Origin of the sequence: Amycolatopsis sp. lyj-108 (assembly GCF_046549005.1) — a bacterium.
GTDB lineage: Bacteria > Actinomycetota > Actinomycetes > Mycobacteriales > Pseudonocardiaceae > Amycolatopsis.
The window spans coordinates 314,520-329,466 of sequence record NZ_JAJPWQ010000001.1 but is presented as its reverse complement, the minus strand read 5'-3'; the positions used below and the strand labels follow the sequence as shown (position 1 = coordinate 329,466).

Below are 14,947 nucleotides of genomic sequence, written 5' to 3'. Positions count from 1 at the left end.
TCTGGGAGGATCTGCCGGTGAGTGTCATCCGGATGCCGTCCGCCTCCCCGAGCACCGCGCGTGCCATCAACGACCGCCTCGCGCTCGACCTGCTCCAACGCGAGGGCTCGCTGACGGCCGCCCAGCTCAAGACGTTGACCGGGCTTTCCCGGCCGACGGTGGCCGACCTCGTCGAACGCCTGCGGGACGCGGGGCTGATCGAGATCGTCGGCGAGGCGGGCGCGGAACGCCGCGGCCCGAACGCGAAGCTGTACGGCATCGTCGCCGGACGCGCGTACCTCGCCGGACTCGACGTCCGCACGCACGGCATGGCCGTTTCGGTCGCGGACCTCCTTGGCCGGACCCGCGCGGAAGCCTCGCTGCCGTTCGAGCTGGACATCGACACCGACGTGGCCGTCGAGCGGGCGATCGCCCTGCTCGCGGCCACCACCGCCGAAGCGGGTGCGACAGCGCTGCACACGATCGCCGTCGGCGCCCCCGGTCTGGTCGACCCGGCGACCGGCGGTCTGCGGCACGCCGGGGGATTGCCCGCGTGGCACGGGAAACTCGTCGACGAACTCCGGCGACGGCTAGGTGTCCCGGTGCTGCTGGAGAACGAGGTCAACCTCGCGGCCGCCGCCGAGCAACGACTCGGCGCCGCCCGCGATCGGGACACGTTCGTCCTGCTGTGGCTGGGTTTCGGCGTCGGCGCGGCCGTCGTCCTCGATGGTTCGCTGCGGCGGGGAGCGTCGGGCGGCGCGGGGGAGATCGGGTTCCTGCCGATGCTGGGCCCGGGAAGGCTCCCGACGGCGACCGACTGCGACGGCGGCTTTCACACCCTCGCGGGCAGCGCCGCGATCTGCGAACTCGCCCGCGAACACGGCATCCCGGCTTCGTCGGCCGACAACGCCGAAGCGGCCGCAGCGGCTGTCGGATACGCGATCGACGCCGAGTCCGAGGAGTTTCTGGGGATCGTCGCGGAGCGGATCGCGATCGGCGCCGCCGCGGTCACCGCGGTACTGGACCCGGGTTGTCTCGTGCTGGGCGGGGAGATCGGCCGCGCCGGCGGCGAAGCGTTCGCCGCCAGGGTGAGCCGTCGGCTCGCGGAGATCTCGCCGCTGCGGACCGAGGTGCGGGCGGGGACCGTCGGCGGGAGCGGAGTGCTGGAAGGCGCGGTGCTCACCGCGATGGGCGCCGCACAGGACGCGCTGTTCACCCCGGGATCCGACTAGCGCGGCGGGGCGGAACACAAAAAGGAAGCGGGCCCGGGAGTGTCTCCCGGGCCCGCTTCGGTTCATTCAGTGGCGCTAGCCGACTGGCAGGTTCACATGGTGTGGAACTTCTTGCCGGTCAGGGTGCCGATGAAACGCTGGAACATGCTCAGCGGCGACGAGTCGACGCCCGCCAGAGCCGGGACCTGCGCGGTCGGCATCGCCGGGGTGCTGTTCACCGCGGGCAGGGTGCCCGTGGTGGGCAGCTGCACCGGCAGCGCACCGGCGGTGGGCAGCGCACCCGCGGTCGGCAGGGCGCCGGCCGTGGGGAGCTGCACCGGCAGGTTGCCGGCGGTCGGCAGGCCACCCGCGGTGGGCAGCCCGTTCAGCGCCGGGAGGGCCGGCAGCTGGGCGACCTTGGGGGCGTCCGCACGAGCGGCGCCACCGGGCAGACCCGGGGCCTTCGGCAGGGCCGGGACACCGTTCAGCGACGGGGTTCCGGGCAGCGCCGGGGTGCCGGGCAGCTCGGGCAGTTCCGACTTCGGCAGCGCCGTCGGGACGGCGGTCAGCTGCTTCAGCGCGGTCAGACCGGCCACCTGCACGGGCAGGGTGGCCACCTGGGGACCGTCGGCGCGGGCGCCACCGATCGCCGGGGTGGTCGGCAGGGCGCCGGCACCGCTCATCGACGGCAGGGCGGGGGCACCGAAGGGCAGCGCGGGCAGCGCGTCGATCGGCATCTCCGAACCGACCGAGTCGGTGAAGGCGCGGGTGAACTCCTCACCGTTGATCTCGGTGAAGTCCTCCGAGTTCTCGTCCGCGATCGCGAGGATCGGGATCTCGAACTCGTTCAGCGGCACCACGAAGACGAACGGGTGGTGGAAGTTGAAGCCCGAGAGGGCCTCTCCGCTGCCGTCGGTGATGCTGTCGCCACCGGCCTGGCCGGTGATCATGCTGGTCGCTTCGGTCTCGGACACGCCGCCCACCGCCGCGATGGCGTTGCCGAACACCTCGGGGTCGACCGCGGCCGGGATGTCGAGGATGTTGCCCGAGAGCGATCCGTCGAGACCCGAGGTCTCCACGTCGCCGCCCGAAAGCGCGTCGACGGTGTTGGAGCCTTCGGCGTCGGCGAGACCGGCCACCGCGACCGCGTCGTGCGTGACGGGCACGATCGGCAGCACCTGCGCGCCGATGATGTTGCCCGAGACAGCGCCCTCGTCACCGGTGGTGGTGGCGTCGCCGCCGGCCTCCGAAAGGACGTCGCTGACGCTGTCGCCCTCGGCGATGCCCGCACCGGCGATGCCGTGCCCGGTCACCGGGACCGCGCCACCGATCGGCGACTGGACGATGTTGCCCGCCAGGGCGCCTTCTTCACCGTTGGCGGTGGCGTCGCCGCCCGCGTTCGAGTCGGTGAGGTTCGTGCCCTCGCCCGACGCGATTCCGCCGAGCACAGCGGCGAAGTTGTGCGCCTGGACCGGCAGGGAGACCGGGCCGTAGACCAGGTTGCCCGAGCCCGCGCCACCGTCACCGGTCGCGTGGACGTCGCCACCCGCGTTGGACGTGGTGTCGCCATCGGCGGCACCGTGGCCCTGGCCGATGAACGCGCCACCGATCCCGAACGCCTGCACCGGCAGCGAAACCGGCGTGGTCGCCAGGTTGGAGCTGAGGAAGCCGTTGTCGTCGGCGGTGTTCCCGCCGCCGCCACCGGAGACGACCTTGGTCTCCTCGGCCGAGGCGGTGCTCTGACCGATGAACGAGCCACCGACGCCGAAGATCTCGGCCGGGACGGCGGCCGGGACCTGGACGATGTTGCCCGAGCCGGACGAGTCGTTGCCCGTGGTGCCGTCGTACGCACCGGCGGTCACGGTCTTCGTCTCGGACGCCTCGGCGGTCGCCTGTCCGATGTGCGAGCCGGCGACGCCGAACACCTCGGGGGCCAGCGCGGCCTGGGTGTTGACGATGTTGCCCGCGAGGGTGGAGTCGTCACCCGTGGTGTGGCTGCCGTTGCCGGCGTTCGCGTCGACGGTGTTCTCGCACGAGGCGACGTTGGCGCTGCCGATGTAGGTGCCCGCGATGCAGGTCACCTCGACGGGAGCGGCCACGGCCGGGTCGACGATGTTGCCGCCACCGGCGGAACCTTCACCCTCGGAGCTGACGAAGCCACCGGCGTCGACGGTGCTGGACTGGCTGGTCCCGCCCTCGGTGCCGGTGTTCGCGAGCCCGATCCAGCTGGCGGCCACGCCGCCGACGTTCGCGACGTCCGCGGTCTGCGGCACGATCGCGTTACCCGCGACGGCCGAGTCCTCGCCGGAGGTCTGCACGTAGCTGGGGACGTTGCTCCAGCCCGGGGTGGTGTCACCGGCGGTGGCGTCCGCGGACGAGCTGCTGTTGGAGTTCGCGAGCGAACCCCACGCGGCGGCCGCGTTGTCGTTGACCTTCACCGGGAGGGCGATCGGCACCGCGCCGACGTTGCCGCCGAGGGCGGAGTCGTCACCGTCGGTCTCGACCCAGCCGCCGGAGGTGGCCTCGGTCTCGGCCTCGTAGCCGGAGCTGTTGGCGTTGCCGATGATCCAGGACGCGGCGTTGCCGGTGACCTGGACCGGGGTGGCGAACTGACCGGCCAGCACGTTGCCGGACAGGGCGGAGCCCTCGCCGTCGGTGGTGATGTTGCCGGTCTCGGTGGTGCTCTGGCTGGCGGAACCGCCGACCACGCGGCCGGTGCCGCCGGCGAGCCCGCCGCCGTTGCCGGCGATCTGCACGGGCAGCGCCCAGTCGAGGGACACGACGTTCCCGGCGAGGCTGGAGTCCTCACCGGTGGTCTCGATGTCCTGGTTGTGCGACCAGGTCTGGTCGTGGGTGCCACCCTCGACCTCGGCGTCCCCGATCACGCCGATGGCGTTGTCGACGATCTGGATCGGGACGACGACGTCACCGACGACCTTGTTGCCCTTGAGGATGTCGTCCGTGGTGGTGAAGCCACCCTCGGTCACCCCGCCGCTGACCTGGCGGGCCGAGTCCTTGGCGGCCAGCGGCGCGGGGACGGCGCCGGTGGTCGGGAGGGACGGAAGCCCGCCGCCGACGCCATCGGTGCTGCTGCCCGGCGAGGAAGCCGAGTCCAGCGCGTCCGAGACGGGCTTGGTGACGGCCTTGGTGCTGATCTCGCCCTTGTAGCCGGGGAGGTCGGCCTGGCCGAGGGGCGTGCCAACGGCGTTGTTGTCGATCTCGACCGGAACGGTGACGTTCGCGTCGAGCGGGGAGGCCGGGGTGTCGGGGTTGACGTGTTCGTCAGCCGAGGCGATGCCGGTGCCCAGCATCAACAACCCACCCGTGACCAACGCGGTCTGGAGTCCGCGCTTTGCCCAGGATTGCATGGGGTTTTTCTCCTTCATTTCGGGTTCCCTTTCGGGTTCAGAGAGGTGCCTTTTGCAACGCGGCACCAGAGGGGTTAAGCGATTGCGGGCGCGGCTGTGATTTCTCAAAGCGGAGCGCACCGCCGTTTCGCGGGGGATCAGGAGCGGACGCGAAGCCAAGCCCGGAATCGGGAGGCGTGAGGCGCGTCGGCTACCCCGCGGAGGGAGGTGTTCAGTCGGGAGTGACGCCGGGCTGCGAGCCCGGGGTGAGCGGCATGTACCGCGTGCCTGCCAGCGAGTAGCCGGTCAGGGAACGCTCGACGGCGGCGGCGACCCAGGCGGGAACGCCGTGGGTCAGGCCGTCGAGGTGACCACCGGGGGCGGAGCCGCCGGGGACAGTCGGGAAGGACGGCGCGGAAGGAAGCGGCGCCGGGGTGAACGGACGCGGGAAGTCGCCGCGGTGACCGTCACGGGAAGGAACGTCCTCGACCTGATCGAAGGCACCGTGCTGCTGCACGAAGGCCGGCATCGGGAGGACGGTCTCGGAGGAAGCGGGGAACTGCGTCGTCGCCAGCTGCGCAAAGTCGGTGACCTGGTCACCGGCGCCGATGGTGTCCAGCGGCGAGTACGGGTCGACCGGACCGCCACTGACCGGGAGCTCCGGAACGCCGTGTCCGTTCGGGTCGAGGAGGTCCCAGACCTTGCGGCCGAAGTCGGGCGACGGGGCGAACGTCTCGTCCAGCACCTGGCGGGTGTCCTGCGGCTTGCGCACGATGTGCTCGACGGCGCCGAGGGTGCGCTTGACCGGGGTGACGACCGAGTTGTCCGCGAAGTCGGTGACCGCGTCGCTGACGCGGGTGGAGACCTCGTGCTCGTCGGCGCGGATGTCGCCGCAGTGGTGCTTCGCGGGGGCGGCGGTCTCGTCCGGCATCGACCACGTGGTGGCTTCCTGGTGCCGGTCACCGCACATCGCACCGGCGACGTCGCCCGCGAACTTCGAGGTACCGCGGGAGACGTCGGTCAAACCCGCCGCGGTGGCGTCGGTGACCGGCGTGACGCTCGTTTCGGGAGTGGAGATCACCGGAGCGGACGGGACGACGTCGGCCGAAGCGGAGGCGCCGGAAACAGCCCACGCGGCGGCCGAACCGGCGACGGCGCCGCCGATGACGAACAGCGCACGCGAAGCGAGACGGCCGAAGCGCGCCGCGCCCCGCCCCTCGTTCTTCGCCGCGTTCGTCACTCGGTCTCCTTCTCGCCTCGGTCGGTCGTTGCGGGACCGACATAAGCAAAGTGCGGAAGCCCGGCGCGACTTTGAACCACCTTGATGGCACGATCGTGTGAAGAACACAGGGTGTAGCCCGAAATCACGATGCGTGATCGGCGCTGGCGGCACCGGGTTACTCCCGAGTTGATCCCCTGGCGGTGTGTCAAGCGTCGCATCGGGCGAATTCGCCCCCCGCGCGTTGCCTGGAATGTTCAGGAAACGTCGCCTCGGACCGATACGGTGTGCCCGTGAGCGAGCCCCAGCGCAAACAGCCGGAATTCGACCCGGCGAACCCGTTCCTCTCCGAGTCCACCGAAGACGTCACCAATCTCGTGCCCCGCGGCCTGCGGATCGGCGCGGCGTTGTCATGGCGCTTCATCGTGGTGATCGCCGCGCTCTACGTCATCGTGTTCCTGATCGGCTATCTGTCGGTCGTCGTGATCCCGCTGTCGATCGCGTTGCTGCTCGCGGCGCTGCTCGCGCCGGCGGTCTCCAAGCTGATGACGCTGAAGTTCCCTCGCGGGCTCGCGGCCGGGATAGTGCTGATCGCCGGGCTCGCGGTACTCGGCGGGCTGCTGACGTTCGTCGTCGCGCAGTTCTCCTCCGGCCTGCCGGAACTGCAGAAGCAGCTGACGGAGAGCCTCAACCAGATCAAGGTCTGGCTCATCGACGGGCCGCTGCACCTGCGACAGGAGCAGATCCAGGAGTTCATCAACCAGGCGATCAGCTTCCTGCAGAACAACCAGGCGTCGATCACCACGACCGCGCTCACCACCGCGGGCACGGTCGGCGAGATCGTCACCGGGTTCATCCTGACGCTGTTCATCCTCATCTTCTTCCTCTCCGGCGGCGACCAGATCTGGAAGTTCCTCGTGCGTGGCGTGCCGGGGCGCGTGCGCAACCGGGTCGACGTCGCCGGGCGCCGCGGGTTCGCGTCGCTGGTCAGCTACGTACGCGCGACGGCGGCCGTGGCCGTGGTCGACGCGGTCGGCATCGGTATCGGGCTGGCGATCGTCGGCGTGCCGCTGGTGATCCCGCTGGCGACGCTGGTGTTCCTCGGCGCCTTCATCCCGATCATCGGCGCGGTGATAGCCGGCGCGGTCGCGGTGCTGATCGCGCTGGTGACGAAGGGCATCGTCGGCGCGCTGATCGTGCTGGCCATCGTCATCGGCGTCATGCAGCTGGAAAGCCACGTGCTGCAGCCGATCCTGCTCGGCCGCGCGGTGAAGCTGCACCCGCTCGCCGTGGTGCTCGCGATCACCGCCGGTCTGGTCACCGCCGGGATCGCCGGAGCGCTGCTTTCGGTGCCGTTGCTCGCGGTGCTCAACGCGGGGATCCGGTCGCTGCTGCACGAACACGATCCCGATCCGGCCGAGATCGACGTCCTGCGGGATCAGGCGGCGCAGCCGAACGATTCCGGGGAAGAGTCCGAAGCCAAGTCATGACCGAGACCCCGCTCTGGCGCGCCGTCTCGGCGCTCGGCACGCGGGACCCGGTCACCCCGTTGTGGCGCGGGGTGATCGTGCTTCGGGTGACGACGCTGCTTTTCGCGCTGGGCTCGTTCATCGTCCACTACGACGGCTACGCGAATAAGTGGCTCGCGTGGACCGCGTTCGGCGCGATGACGGTGTGGACGGTGCTGAGCAGCGTGTTCTACGCGCGGCCGTCGAGCCGCTGGCCGTGGCTGGTCGGCGTCGACCTCGTGGTGACCGCCGTCCTCATGTTCACGTCGGCGTGGATCCTGACCACCGCGCAGTTCGACGCCAGCACCCCGCTCATCACGACGGTGTGGGCGGCCGTCCCGCCCGCAGCCGCCGGCACCCGGTTCGGCGCCGTCGGCGGCGTACTCGCCGGGCTGGTGGTCTCGGTGGTCACCGGGCTGGTGCGCTGGCGGTTCGACGTCGACGTCGCGCGGGACGGCTTCCTGCTGACCGCGAGCGGCTTCGTGATCGGTCTCGCCGCGACCATGGCCCGCCGGTCCGCCGACGCGCTGACCAGGGCGTTGCGCATGGAGGCCGCGACGGCCGAACGGGAGCGGCTCGCCCGCTCGATCCACGACAGCGTCCTGCAGGTGCTCGCGCGGGTGCGCAAACGCGGCGCGGAGTTCGGCGGGGAGGCCGCCGAACTGGCGAAACTGGCAGGCGAGCAGGAGATCGCGCTGCGGGCCTTGGTCACCACCGAACCGACGCGTTCGAGCGAGAACGGGACGACCGACCTCCGGGCGGCGCTGCAACTGCTCGCGACGCCGTCCGTGCAGGTGTCGACCCCCGCGGGCGAGGTCCAATTACCCGAGCACGTGACCGCGGAACTGGTGGCCGTGGCGCGCGAGGCGCTGTCGAATGTCGAGAAACACGCGGGCGAAGACGCGCACGCCTGGGTGCTGCTGGAGGACCTCGGCACCGAGGTCGTGGTCAGCGTCCGCGACGACGGCCCCGGAATCGCGCCCGGTGTTTTGGAACGAGCGGCGGCCGAGGGACATCTAGGTATCGCGGAGTCCATCAAGGGACGGGTGCGGGATCTGGGCGGAAGCGCCGCCCTCGACACCGCGCCCGGCCAGGGCACGGAATGGGAAGTCAAGGTTCCAGTCGCGGCGAGGGGAAAGCGATGACCGGTGAGGCTCAGGTCTCGGTGATGGTGGTCGACGATCATCCGATGTGGCGGGACGGGGTCGCGCGCGACCTGGCCGAACACGGTTTCGATGTGCGGGCCACCGCGCCGGACGCGCCGGCCGCGGTGCGGATCGCGCGGACGGTCCGGCCGGACGTCGTCCTGATGGACCTCAACCTCGGCGAGACGTCGGGGGTCGACGCCACCCGCGAGATCACCACGGAACTGCCGTCGACGAAGGTGCTGGTGCTGTCCGCGAGCGGCGAGCACAGCGACGTCCTCGAGGCGGTGAAGGCAGGCGCCTCCGGGTATCTGGTCAAATCGGCCTCGGCGACCGAGCTCGTGGACGCGGTCAAGCGGACCGCGGCGGGCGACCCGGTGTTCACCGCCGGACTCGCCGGTCTCGTCCTCGGCGAGTACCGCCGCATGGCCGACGCCCCGAACGACGGGCCGGCGCCGCCGCGGCTGACCGAACGCGAGACCGACGTCCTGCGCCTGGTCGCGAAGGGGATGACGGCGCGGCAGATCGCCGAGAAGCTCGTGCTGTCGCACCGGACGGTGGAGAACCACGTCCAGTCGACGCTGCGGAAACTCCAGCTGCACAACCGTGTCGAACTGGCTCGCTACGCCATCGAGCACGGGTTGGACGTGGAATAGCTCAGCCCTGCGCGATGGCCACCACCCGCTGGTTCCGCTCGGCGGGCAGGGGCGTCTTGACGACCGTCCACTGAGGCCGGTCGAGGCGCCAGTTCGCGACGACGTCGGTGGCGAGCACCAGGTCGTCGCTCTCGGTCCACTCGATCGCGGTCCGTTTGAGTACGGTCGCGATCGGCATCGCGGGCGCGTGCGTCCAGGTCAGCGTGTCGAGGGCGAGCACCCAGACGTCCGCGGTCTGCGTCGCGGTCCCGGCCCAGGCGGGGTCGCCGAACAGCACGGCCACCTGGTAGCCGTCGCGGCTCGGCACCGCCAGACCGGGGGCGCCGTTGGACACCGGCCGGTCGACCCGGGTGCGCAGGTTGGTCCGCAGGTCGAGCACGGAGAACTCGGTCAGCTCGGCGAGCAGCATCCGCTCCTTGGTGATCGCCAGGACCCGCGGGAACTGGTGCAGGGCGCGGCCGGTGGCGGGATCGATCAGCACGTCCTCGGCGCTCGCGGTACCGGCGTTCACCGTGATCAGCAGCCCCGGGGGCACTTCCTGGCGCACCGCCGTCGTGCAACTCGCCGGACGGCCGCGATCGCGCTCCACGCCGAGCAGGGACACGTACTGGAGGCGGCAGAGGTCGTTGCCGTCGTCTCGGATCAGCCAGACTCCGCTCTCGTCTGCGGCCGGGGCCACGCTGCGGGCCTTGCCCAGTTTCCACGGCTGGTTCCGGGGATCGCCGTAGATGAGGACCTCGGACGGCTCCAGGCAGGTCGGCCCGCACCGGGCGGCCGACAGCACGACCGGGAACTTGCCGGCCCGGAGGACGTCGTTGACCCGGTCACCGGCCGGCGCACCGGGAAGCGGCGTCAGGGCGCCGGTGGCGGGATCGAGCATCGAAGGCGGCGAAGTCGCCATGACCAGGCGGAAGCCGATGTAGTCCACCGGTACGCCTGCGAGTTTCGACGGTGGCGGGGTCGTCGGTGGTGTCGGGAAGGTCGGAGGTCTTTCCTCCACGGTGCATCCGGCCAGCAGGAGGAACGCCGCCAGCAGGGTGGCCCAGGGAAGAAATGCGGGTCTGTTCAGGGTATTTCCCCGATCTCGCGCGTGAGATCCGGTTCTACCATTCCAGGCATGGGCGAGGAAGAGCAGCCGACGACCGAAACCAAGCCGTTGACCGGGCGGGACATCCGGGTCTCCGACGCGGAACGCGAACACGTCATCGAAGTCCTGCAGAAGGCGATCGGCCTCGGGATGCTGAACCTCGACGAATTCACCGAACGGACCGACCGCGCCCTCGCCTCCAAGACCCGCGGTGAGCTGAACGCGGTGCTCACGGATCTGCCGGGGCTGGTGCATCCCGAAGCGGGAATGGTGCCGCGGCAGCAGCAGAACCCGTGGTCGCCGCCGAGGCAGCACGCTTACGCGCAGTCGTCCGGGCAGGTCATGGAGCTCAACGGCAAGTACTCGGCGTTGCAGCGCAACGGGAACTGGCTGGTCCCCGAGTCGATGGTGATCCGGAACAAGTACGGCGCCACGAAACTGGACTTCTCCCAGGCCGAGATCCGGCATCCGGTCGTGCATATCGAACTTCAGGCCAAATGGGGCCCGGTGGAGATCACCATCCCCGAGGACGGCGCCGTCGACACCAACTCGATCACCGACATCAAGTTCGGCAACCTCGACGACCGGACGCGTTCGAACGGCCGCCCCGGCACGCCCCGGTTCGTCATCACCGGGCGCGTGCACGGGGGGTCGCTGATCATCAAGTACCCGCGGCGGGGCTTCTTCGGCTAGGCCCCGACCGGTCGCACGTGGCGGAGGTGCCGCAGCACGAAGTACGCGACCGTGGCCAGCACCAGCGCGGCCAGCCCGGACACCGCGTGCATCCCGCTGGCGAACGCGTCGTGCGCGGGGACCGCGTCGGCGAGCCGGGACTGCGTGACGGCGTTGCCCAGCGTCCCGACGGTCGCGATGCCCAGCGCGTAGCCGAATTCGTTGCCGGTCTGCGAAAGCGAGGCCGCCGAACCGGCCTTCTCCGGCGGCACGGAGCCGACGACCAGATCCGTGCCGAGGGTGACCAGCGGGCCGCCGCACAGGCAGGTGATGGCGAAGGCGATCGACGGGATCACCGGACCCGCGCCCGCCTCGACCTGTGTCAGCAGCAGGAACCCGCCGACAGCGCCCGCCAGCCCCGTCGCGATCAGCGTGGCGGGACGGACTCGGCGGGCCAGGATCGGCGCGCCGAGGAAGCTGACGGTCGAGGCGAGCATGCCCGGCAGCAACGCCAGCGCGGCGCCGACCGGCGAAAGCTCCAGCACGATCTGGAAGAACTGCGCGACGAAGAGCATGGTCGTGCCACCCAGCATGGTGAACGCGCACATCCCGCCGATCGCCGTCGTGAACGCGCGGGCGCGGAACAACGTCAGGTCGATCAGCGGATCCTGGAGGATTCGCTGGCGGCGCACGAACACCACACCGAAGCCGAGACCGATCAGGAGCGAGGCCGCCGGAACCACGTGGACGCCGTCGCGGGCGAGTTCCTTGATGCCGTAGACCGCAGGCAGGATCGTGACCAGAGAGAGCACGACACTCGGCAGGTCGACGCGGCCGGCGTTCTCGTTGCGGTACTCGGGCAGCAGCTTCGGGCCGACCACGAGCAGCAGCACCATCGCCGGGACGCCGAGCAGGAACACCGAACCCCACCAGAAGTGCTCCAGCAGCACACCGCCGACCATCGGCCCGACGATCGCGCCGACGGTGAAGCAGCCTGCCCAGATGCCGATCGCGAGGGAACGCTGGCGGCTGTCGAGGAACAGGTTGCTGATCAGGGCGAGCGTCGACGGCGCCAGCGTCGCACCGGCGATACCGAGGAGCGCGCGGGCGACGATGAGCATCAGCGCGCTGGTCGAGAACGCCGCCAGCACGGAGGCCAGTCCGAAGGCCGTGGCGCCGATGAGCAGCAGCTTCCGGCGGCCGATGCGGTCGCCGAGGGTGCCCATCGTGACCATGAACCCGGCGATCATGAAGCCGTAGACGTCCATGATCCACAGCTGCTGGACGCTGTCGGCGCCGAGGCTCTGGCTGAGCTTCGGCAACGCGAGGATCAACACGAACACGTCTAGGGAGACCAGGAAGGTGGGCAGGGCCAGCACGGCCAGCCCGACCCATTCCCGGCGTCCCGCCCGCGTCGGGGTCATGGTGGTCGTCATCGTCGGCGTCCCTTCGTCGCTTCGGTGTCTTTCACCAAGGCGTCGAAGCGGTGGACCGGATTTCGACATGCCCCCCGATCTTTTCCGGATCAGGGGACCTTTGCTATCGCTTCGCGGCGGCCTGGCGTGCGGCGACCGGGTCCGGCGTGGCCAAGACCGCGTCGGCGAGTGACTCGCATTCGGCCAGCGTGGTCGCGGCGAGGCTCGCGCCGACCGCGCGCACGGCGGGCGCGTTCATCGAGAGGCTGGTCAGGCCGAGCCCGGCCAGTACCAGCGCGAGCCGCGGGTCGGCGGCGGCCTCACCGCAGACACCGGCGGGTTTGCCGGTGTCCTTCGCGGCCTGGCCGATGACCTTGAGCAGGCGCAGCAGTCCCGGCTGCCACGGGTCGTTGAGCTTGGCGACCGCGCCGAGCTGGCGATCCGCGGCGAAGGTGTACTGCGCGAGGTCGTTGGTGCCGACGGAGACGAAGTCGACCGCGTCGAGGATCTCGCGGGCGGTCAGCGCGGCGGCCGGGATCTCGATCATCACACCCGCGCGGGCGAGTCCGGCGGCGCGGGCGCGCTCGGCGAACCAGGCGGCCTCGGCGGCGGTGGCGACCATCGGGGCCATCACCGAAACCTCGGCGCCGGAGTCCTGCGCGGCACCGGCGATGGCCTCCAGCTGGCGGTCGAGGATCTCGGGCCGGTCGAAGGCGACCCGAAGGCCGCGTACGCCGAGCGCCGGGTTGGGCTCGATCTCGGGCTCCAGGAAGGCGAGGGGTTTGTCGGCGCCCGCGTCGAGGGTGCGGACGATGACCGGCTTGCCGCGGAACGGCGTGAGCACGGCGGTGTAGGCCTTGCGCTGCTCTTCGACACTCGGCTCGGAGGACGCGTCGAGGTAGCAGAACTCGGTGCGGAAGAGACCGACGCCCTCGGCACCCGCCTCGGCGGCGGCCTGGGCATCGGTGGCGGAACCGACGTTGCCGAGCACCTTCACGCGGTGACCGTCGGCGGTCGCGCCGGTGCCGTTCCACTCGATCGCGCCGGTCTTGGCGGCCGTGACGACATCGGCGTTCGGGTCCGCGACCTCGACGACCCCGCTGTCACCGTCCACCGCAAGCGCTTGCGCGTCGAGCGCGAGGACACCGCGGACCGCGACGACGGCGGGAATGCCGAGCGCGCGGGCGAGGATCGCGGTATGGCTGGTGGGGCCGCCCTCTTCGGTGACGAGCGCGAGCACCTTCTCCGGGTCGAGGCCCGCGGTGTCGGCGGGCGCGAGGTCGCGCGCGACGAGCACACTCGGCGACTCGAGGTCGGGAACGCCAGGAGGCGCGATTCCGAGCAGCTCGGCGACAAGCCTGTCGCGCACGTCGAGGACGTCGCGAGCGCGCTCGGCCATGTAGCCGCCGGCGGCCGCGAGCGCGTCGGCGAACTTGCCCGCCGCCTGGTGCACCGCACGCGGCGCGGGCAGCCCCTGGTCCTTGACCAGCTGCTCGGCCGACGAGACGAGCGCCGGGTCGGCCGCCATCGCCGCCGTGGTGATGAGAATCGTCGCGGCCTCACCGGTCGCGGTCTCGGCCAGCTTCTCGAGCCGTCCGGCCACGATCTGCGCGGCCGGGGCGATCCGGGCGGCCTCGGCGGCGGGATCGGCCGGTGCCGGCGTGCTCGCGGGTTCGCCGAGCGGTTCGGCGACCCGGACGACAGGACCGCTCGCGCGGCCGGGACTGACGGCGACCCCGGTCAAAGACTCAGACGGCATGGTCTAGACCATATCTCATAGGCGGCGTGACCTGACTCATAGCCGACAGCACAACACAGAAGTACACATCATTCCAGTTCGGACGCCGTCGGATACGACGGCTGCGCACCCTGGCGGGTCACGGTGATCGCCGCCACCTTCACCGCCCTGCGCGCCGCGTCGGCCAACCCTTCGCCCTTCGCGAGCGCCGTCGCGAGCGCGCCCGCGAAAGCGTCGCCGGCGCCCGTGGTGTCGACAGCCTCGACCTTCGGCGACGACACCTCCGTCACGCCGTCCGCGGTCACCACCGCCGCCCCCTTCGCGCCGAGCGTCACGACAGCGGCCTTCGGACCGAGATCGAGCAACTTGGGGAAGTCGGCCTCGCCACCGAGCAGGAAGGCAGCCTCGTGCTCGTTGACCAGCAGAACGTCGAGCCCCTGAAGCGTCTCCGCGGAAAGCTCGGCCGCCGGAGACAGGTTCAACAACGTCTTCACACCATTCTCGACGGCTTTCGCGACGGCGTGCTCGACGGTTTCGAGCGGGATCTCCAACGACAACACCACGATCTCGGCGCCGTCGAGATCGACGTCCTCGGGCCGCAGACTGGAATTGGCGCCGGGCGAGACGAGGATCGAGTTCTCACCGTCGGGCGTGACCGTGATGTACGCGATCCCCGTCGGACGCTCACTCGTGCGCAATGAACCCGTGTTCACCCCGGACTCGGCCAGCGACCGCTTGAGCAACTCGCCGTACGGATCGTCACCGACCGCCCCGAGCAGCGCGACGTCGGCGCCGAGCCTGGCCGCGGCGACCGCCGTGTTGGCGCCCTTGCCACCCGGCGACAAGACCGTGTCGCCACCGAGTACGGTTTCGCCACCCCCGGGTCGCCGGTCGACCGGGACGACGAGATCGGCATTGGCGGACCCGATGACCAGCACCTGAGAAGTCATGGAGGAAACGATGCCATGAC

General features: G+C 70.7%; 11 protein-coding genes. 5 read left to right on the top strand and 6 right to left on the bottom strand.

The features are described 5' to 3' along the window. Positions 1-17 precede the first annotated feature (17 nt). Complete coding sequence (locus ACLJO0_RS01570; RefSeq protein ID WP_410576251.1) at positions 18-1,211, top strand: ROK family transcriptional regulator; 1,194 nt, start codon at positions 18-20, stop codon at positions 1,209-1,211. Positions 1,212-1,303: 92 nt separating this feature from the next. Here the strand turns inward: ACLJO0_RS01570 and ACLJO0_RS01565 are convergent, their stop codons facing one another. Beyond that, positions 1,304-4,558, bottom strand: a complete 3,255-nt coding sequence (locus tag ACLJO0_RS01565) for a PE-PGRS family protein (protein WP_410576250.1) — start codon at positions 4,556-4,558, stop codon at positions 1,304-1,306. Between the two features lie 211 nt (positions 4,559-4,769). After that, positions 4,770-5,777 carry a hypothetical protein gene (locus ACLJO0_RS01560; protein ID WP_410576249.1) on the bottom strand — a complete coding sequence of 336 codons (1,008 nt, stop codon included), beginning with the start codon at positions 5,775-5,777 and terminating at the stop codon, positions 4,770-4,772. A 272-nt stretch (positions 5,778-6,049) separates the two neighbouring features. On the opposite strand from ACLJO0_RS01560, the gene ACLJO0_RS01555 reads away from it, so the two are divergent. From ACLJO0_RS01555 to ACLJO0_RS01545, 3 genes are read left to right on the top strand one after another with little or no spacing between them, the layout of a single operon-like run. Next, the gene (locus tag ACLJO0_RS01555) at positions 6,050-7,246 is read left to right on the top strand and encodes an AI-2E family transporter (protein WP_410576248.1); all 1,197 of its coding nucleotides are present in this window, start codon (positions 6,050-6,052) and stop codon (positions 7,244-7,246) included. After that, positions 7,243-8,409 carry a MacS family sensor histidine kinase gene (gene macS, locus ACLJO0_RS01550; RefSeq protein ID WP_410576247.1) on the top strand — a complete coding sequence of 389 codons (1,167 nt, stop codon included), beginning with the start codon at positions 7,243-7,245 and terminating at the stop codon, positions 8,407-8,409. Before ACLJO0_RS01555 ends, macS begins: the two co-directional genes overlap by 4 nt. Further along, on the top strand, positions 8,406-9,065 hold the full coding sequence (locus tag ACLJO0_RS01545; protein WP_410576246.1) for a response regulator: 660 nt from the start codon (positions 8,406-8,408) through the stop codon (positions 9,063-9,065). Before macS ends, ACLJO0_RS01545 begins: the two co-directional genes overlap by 4 nt. Before the next feature lies 1 nt (position 9,066). Here ACLJO0_RS01545 and ACLJO0_RS01540 read toward each other — a convergent pair whose 3' ends face one another. Then, a complete protein-coding gene (locus ACLJO0_RS01540; RefSeq protein WP_410576245.1) occupies positions 9,067-10,065 on the bottom strand; it encodes a hypothetical protein in 999 nt (332 codons plus the stop codon). A gap of 117 nt (positions 10,066-10,182) precedes the next feature. On the opposite strand from ACLJO0_RS01540, the gene ACLJO0_RS01535 reads away from it, so the two are divergent. Continuing rightward, entirely contained in the window at positions 10,183-10,845 is a 663-nt protein-coding gene (locus ACLJO0_RS01535; protein ID WP_410576244.1) for a DUF1707 domain-containing protein, read from the top strand. Here ACLJO0_RS01535 and ACLJO0_RS01530 read toward each other — a convergent pair. The 3 genes from ACLJO0_RS01530 to ACLJO0_RS01520 all read right to left on the bottom strand — a co-directional run bounded on the left by ACLJO0_RS01530 (position 10,842) and on the right by ACLJO0_RS01520 (position 14,927). Further along, positions 10,842-12,260, bottom strand: coding sequence for an MFS transporter (locus tag ACLJO0_RS01530; RefSeq protein ID WP_410576243.1), 1,419 nt, complete (start codon positions 12,258-12,260; stop codon positions 10,842-10,844). The genes ACLJO0_RS01535 and ACLJO0_RS01530 overlap by 4 nt on opposite strands. A gap of 103 nt (positions 12,261-12,363) precedes the next feature. Further along, the gene (gene ptsP, locus ACLJO0_RS01525; RefSeq protein ID WP_410576242.1) at positions 12,364-13,998 is read right to left on the bottom strand and encodes a phosphoenolpyruvate--protein phosphotransferase; all 1,635 of its coding nucleotides are present in this window, start codon (positions 13,996-13,998) and stop codon (positions 12,364-12,366) included. A 68-nt stretch (positions 13,999-14,066) separates the two neighbouring features. Then, complete coding sequence (locus tag ACLJO0_RS01520) at positions 14,067-14,927, bottom strand: ribokinase (RefSeq protein ID WP_410576241.1); 861 nt, start codon at positions 14,925-14,927, stop codon at positions 14,067-14,069. Between the last annotated feature and the right edge of the window lie 20 nt (positions 14,928-14,947).

Bases quoted from the DNA above. Each gene is read 5' to 3' on its own strand.
- ACLJO0_RS01565 (WP_410576250.1), bottom strand. From the start codon at position 4,558: ATGCAATCCTGGGCAAAGCGCGGACTCCAGACCGCGTTGGTCACGGGT.
- macS (WP_410576247.1), top strand. From the start codon at position 7,243: ATGACCGAGACCCCGCTCTGGCGCGCCGTCTCGGCGCTCGGCACGCGG.
- ACLJO0_RS01545 (WP_410576246.1), top strand. From the start codon at position 8,406: ATGACCGGTGAGGCTCAGGTCTCGGTGATGGTGGTCGACGATCATCCG.
- ACLJO0_RS01535 (WP_410576244.1), top strand. From the start codon at position 10,183: ATGGGCGAGGAAGAGCAGCCGACGACCGAAACCAAGCCGTTGACCGGG.
- ACLJO0_RS01530 (WP_410576243.1), bottom strand. From the start codon at position 12,260: ATGACGACCACCATGACCCCGACGCGGGCGGGACGCCGGGAATGGGTC.
- ptsP (WP_410576242.1), bottom strand. From the start codon at position 13,998: ATGCCGTCTGAGTCTTTGACCGGGGTCGCCGTCAGTCCCGGCCGCGCG.
- ACLJO0_RS01520 (WP_410576241.1), bottom strand. From the start codon at position 14,927: ATGACTTCTCAGGTGCTGGTCATCGGGTCCGCCAATGCCGATCTCGTC.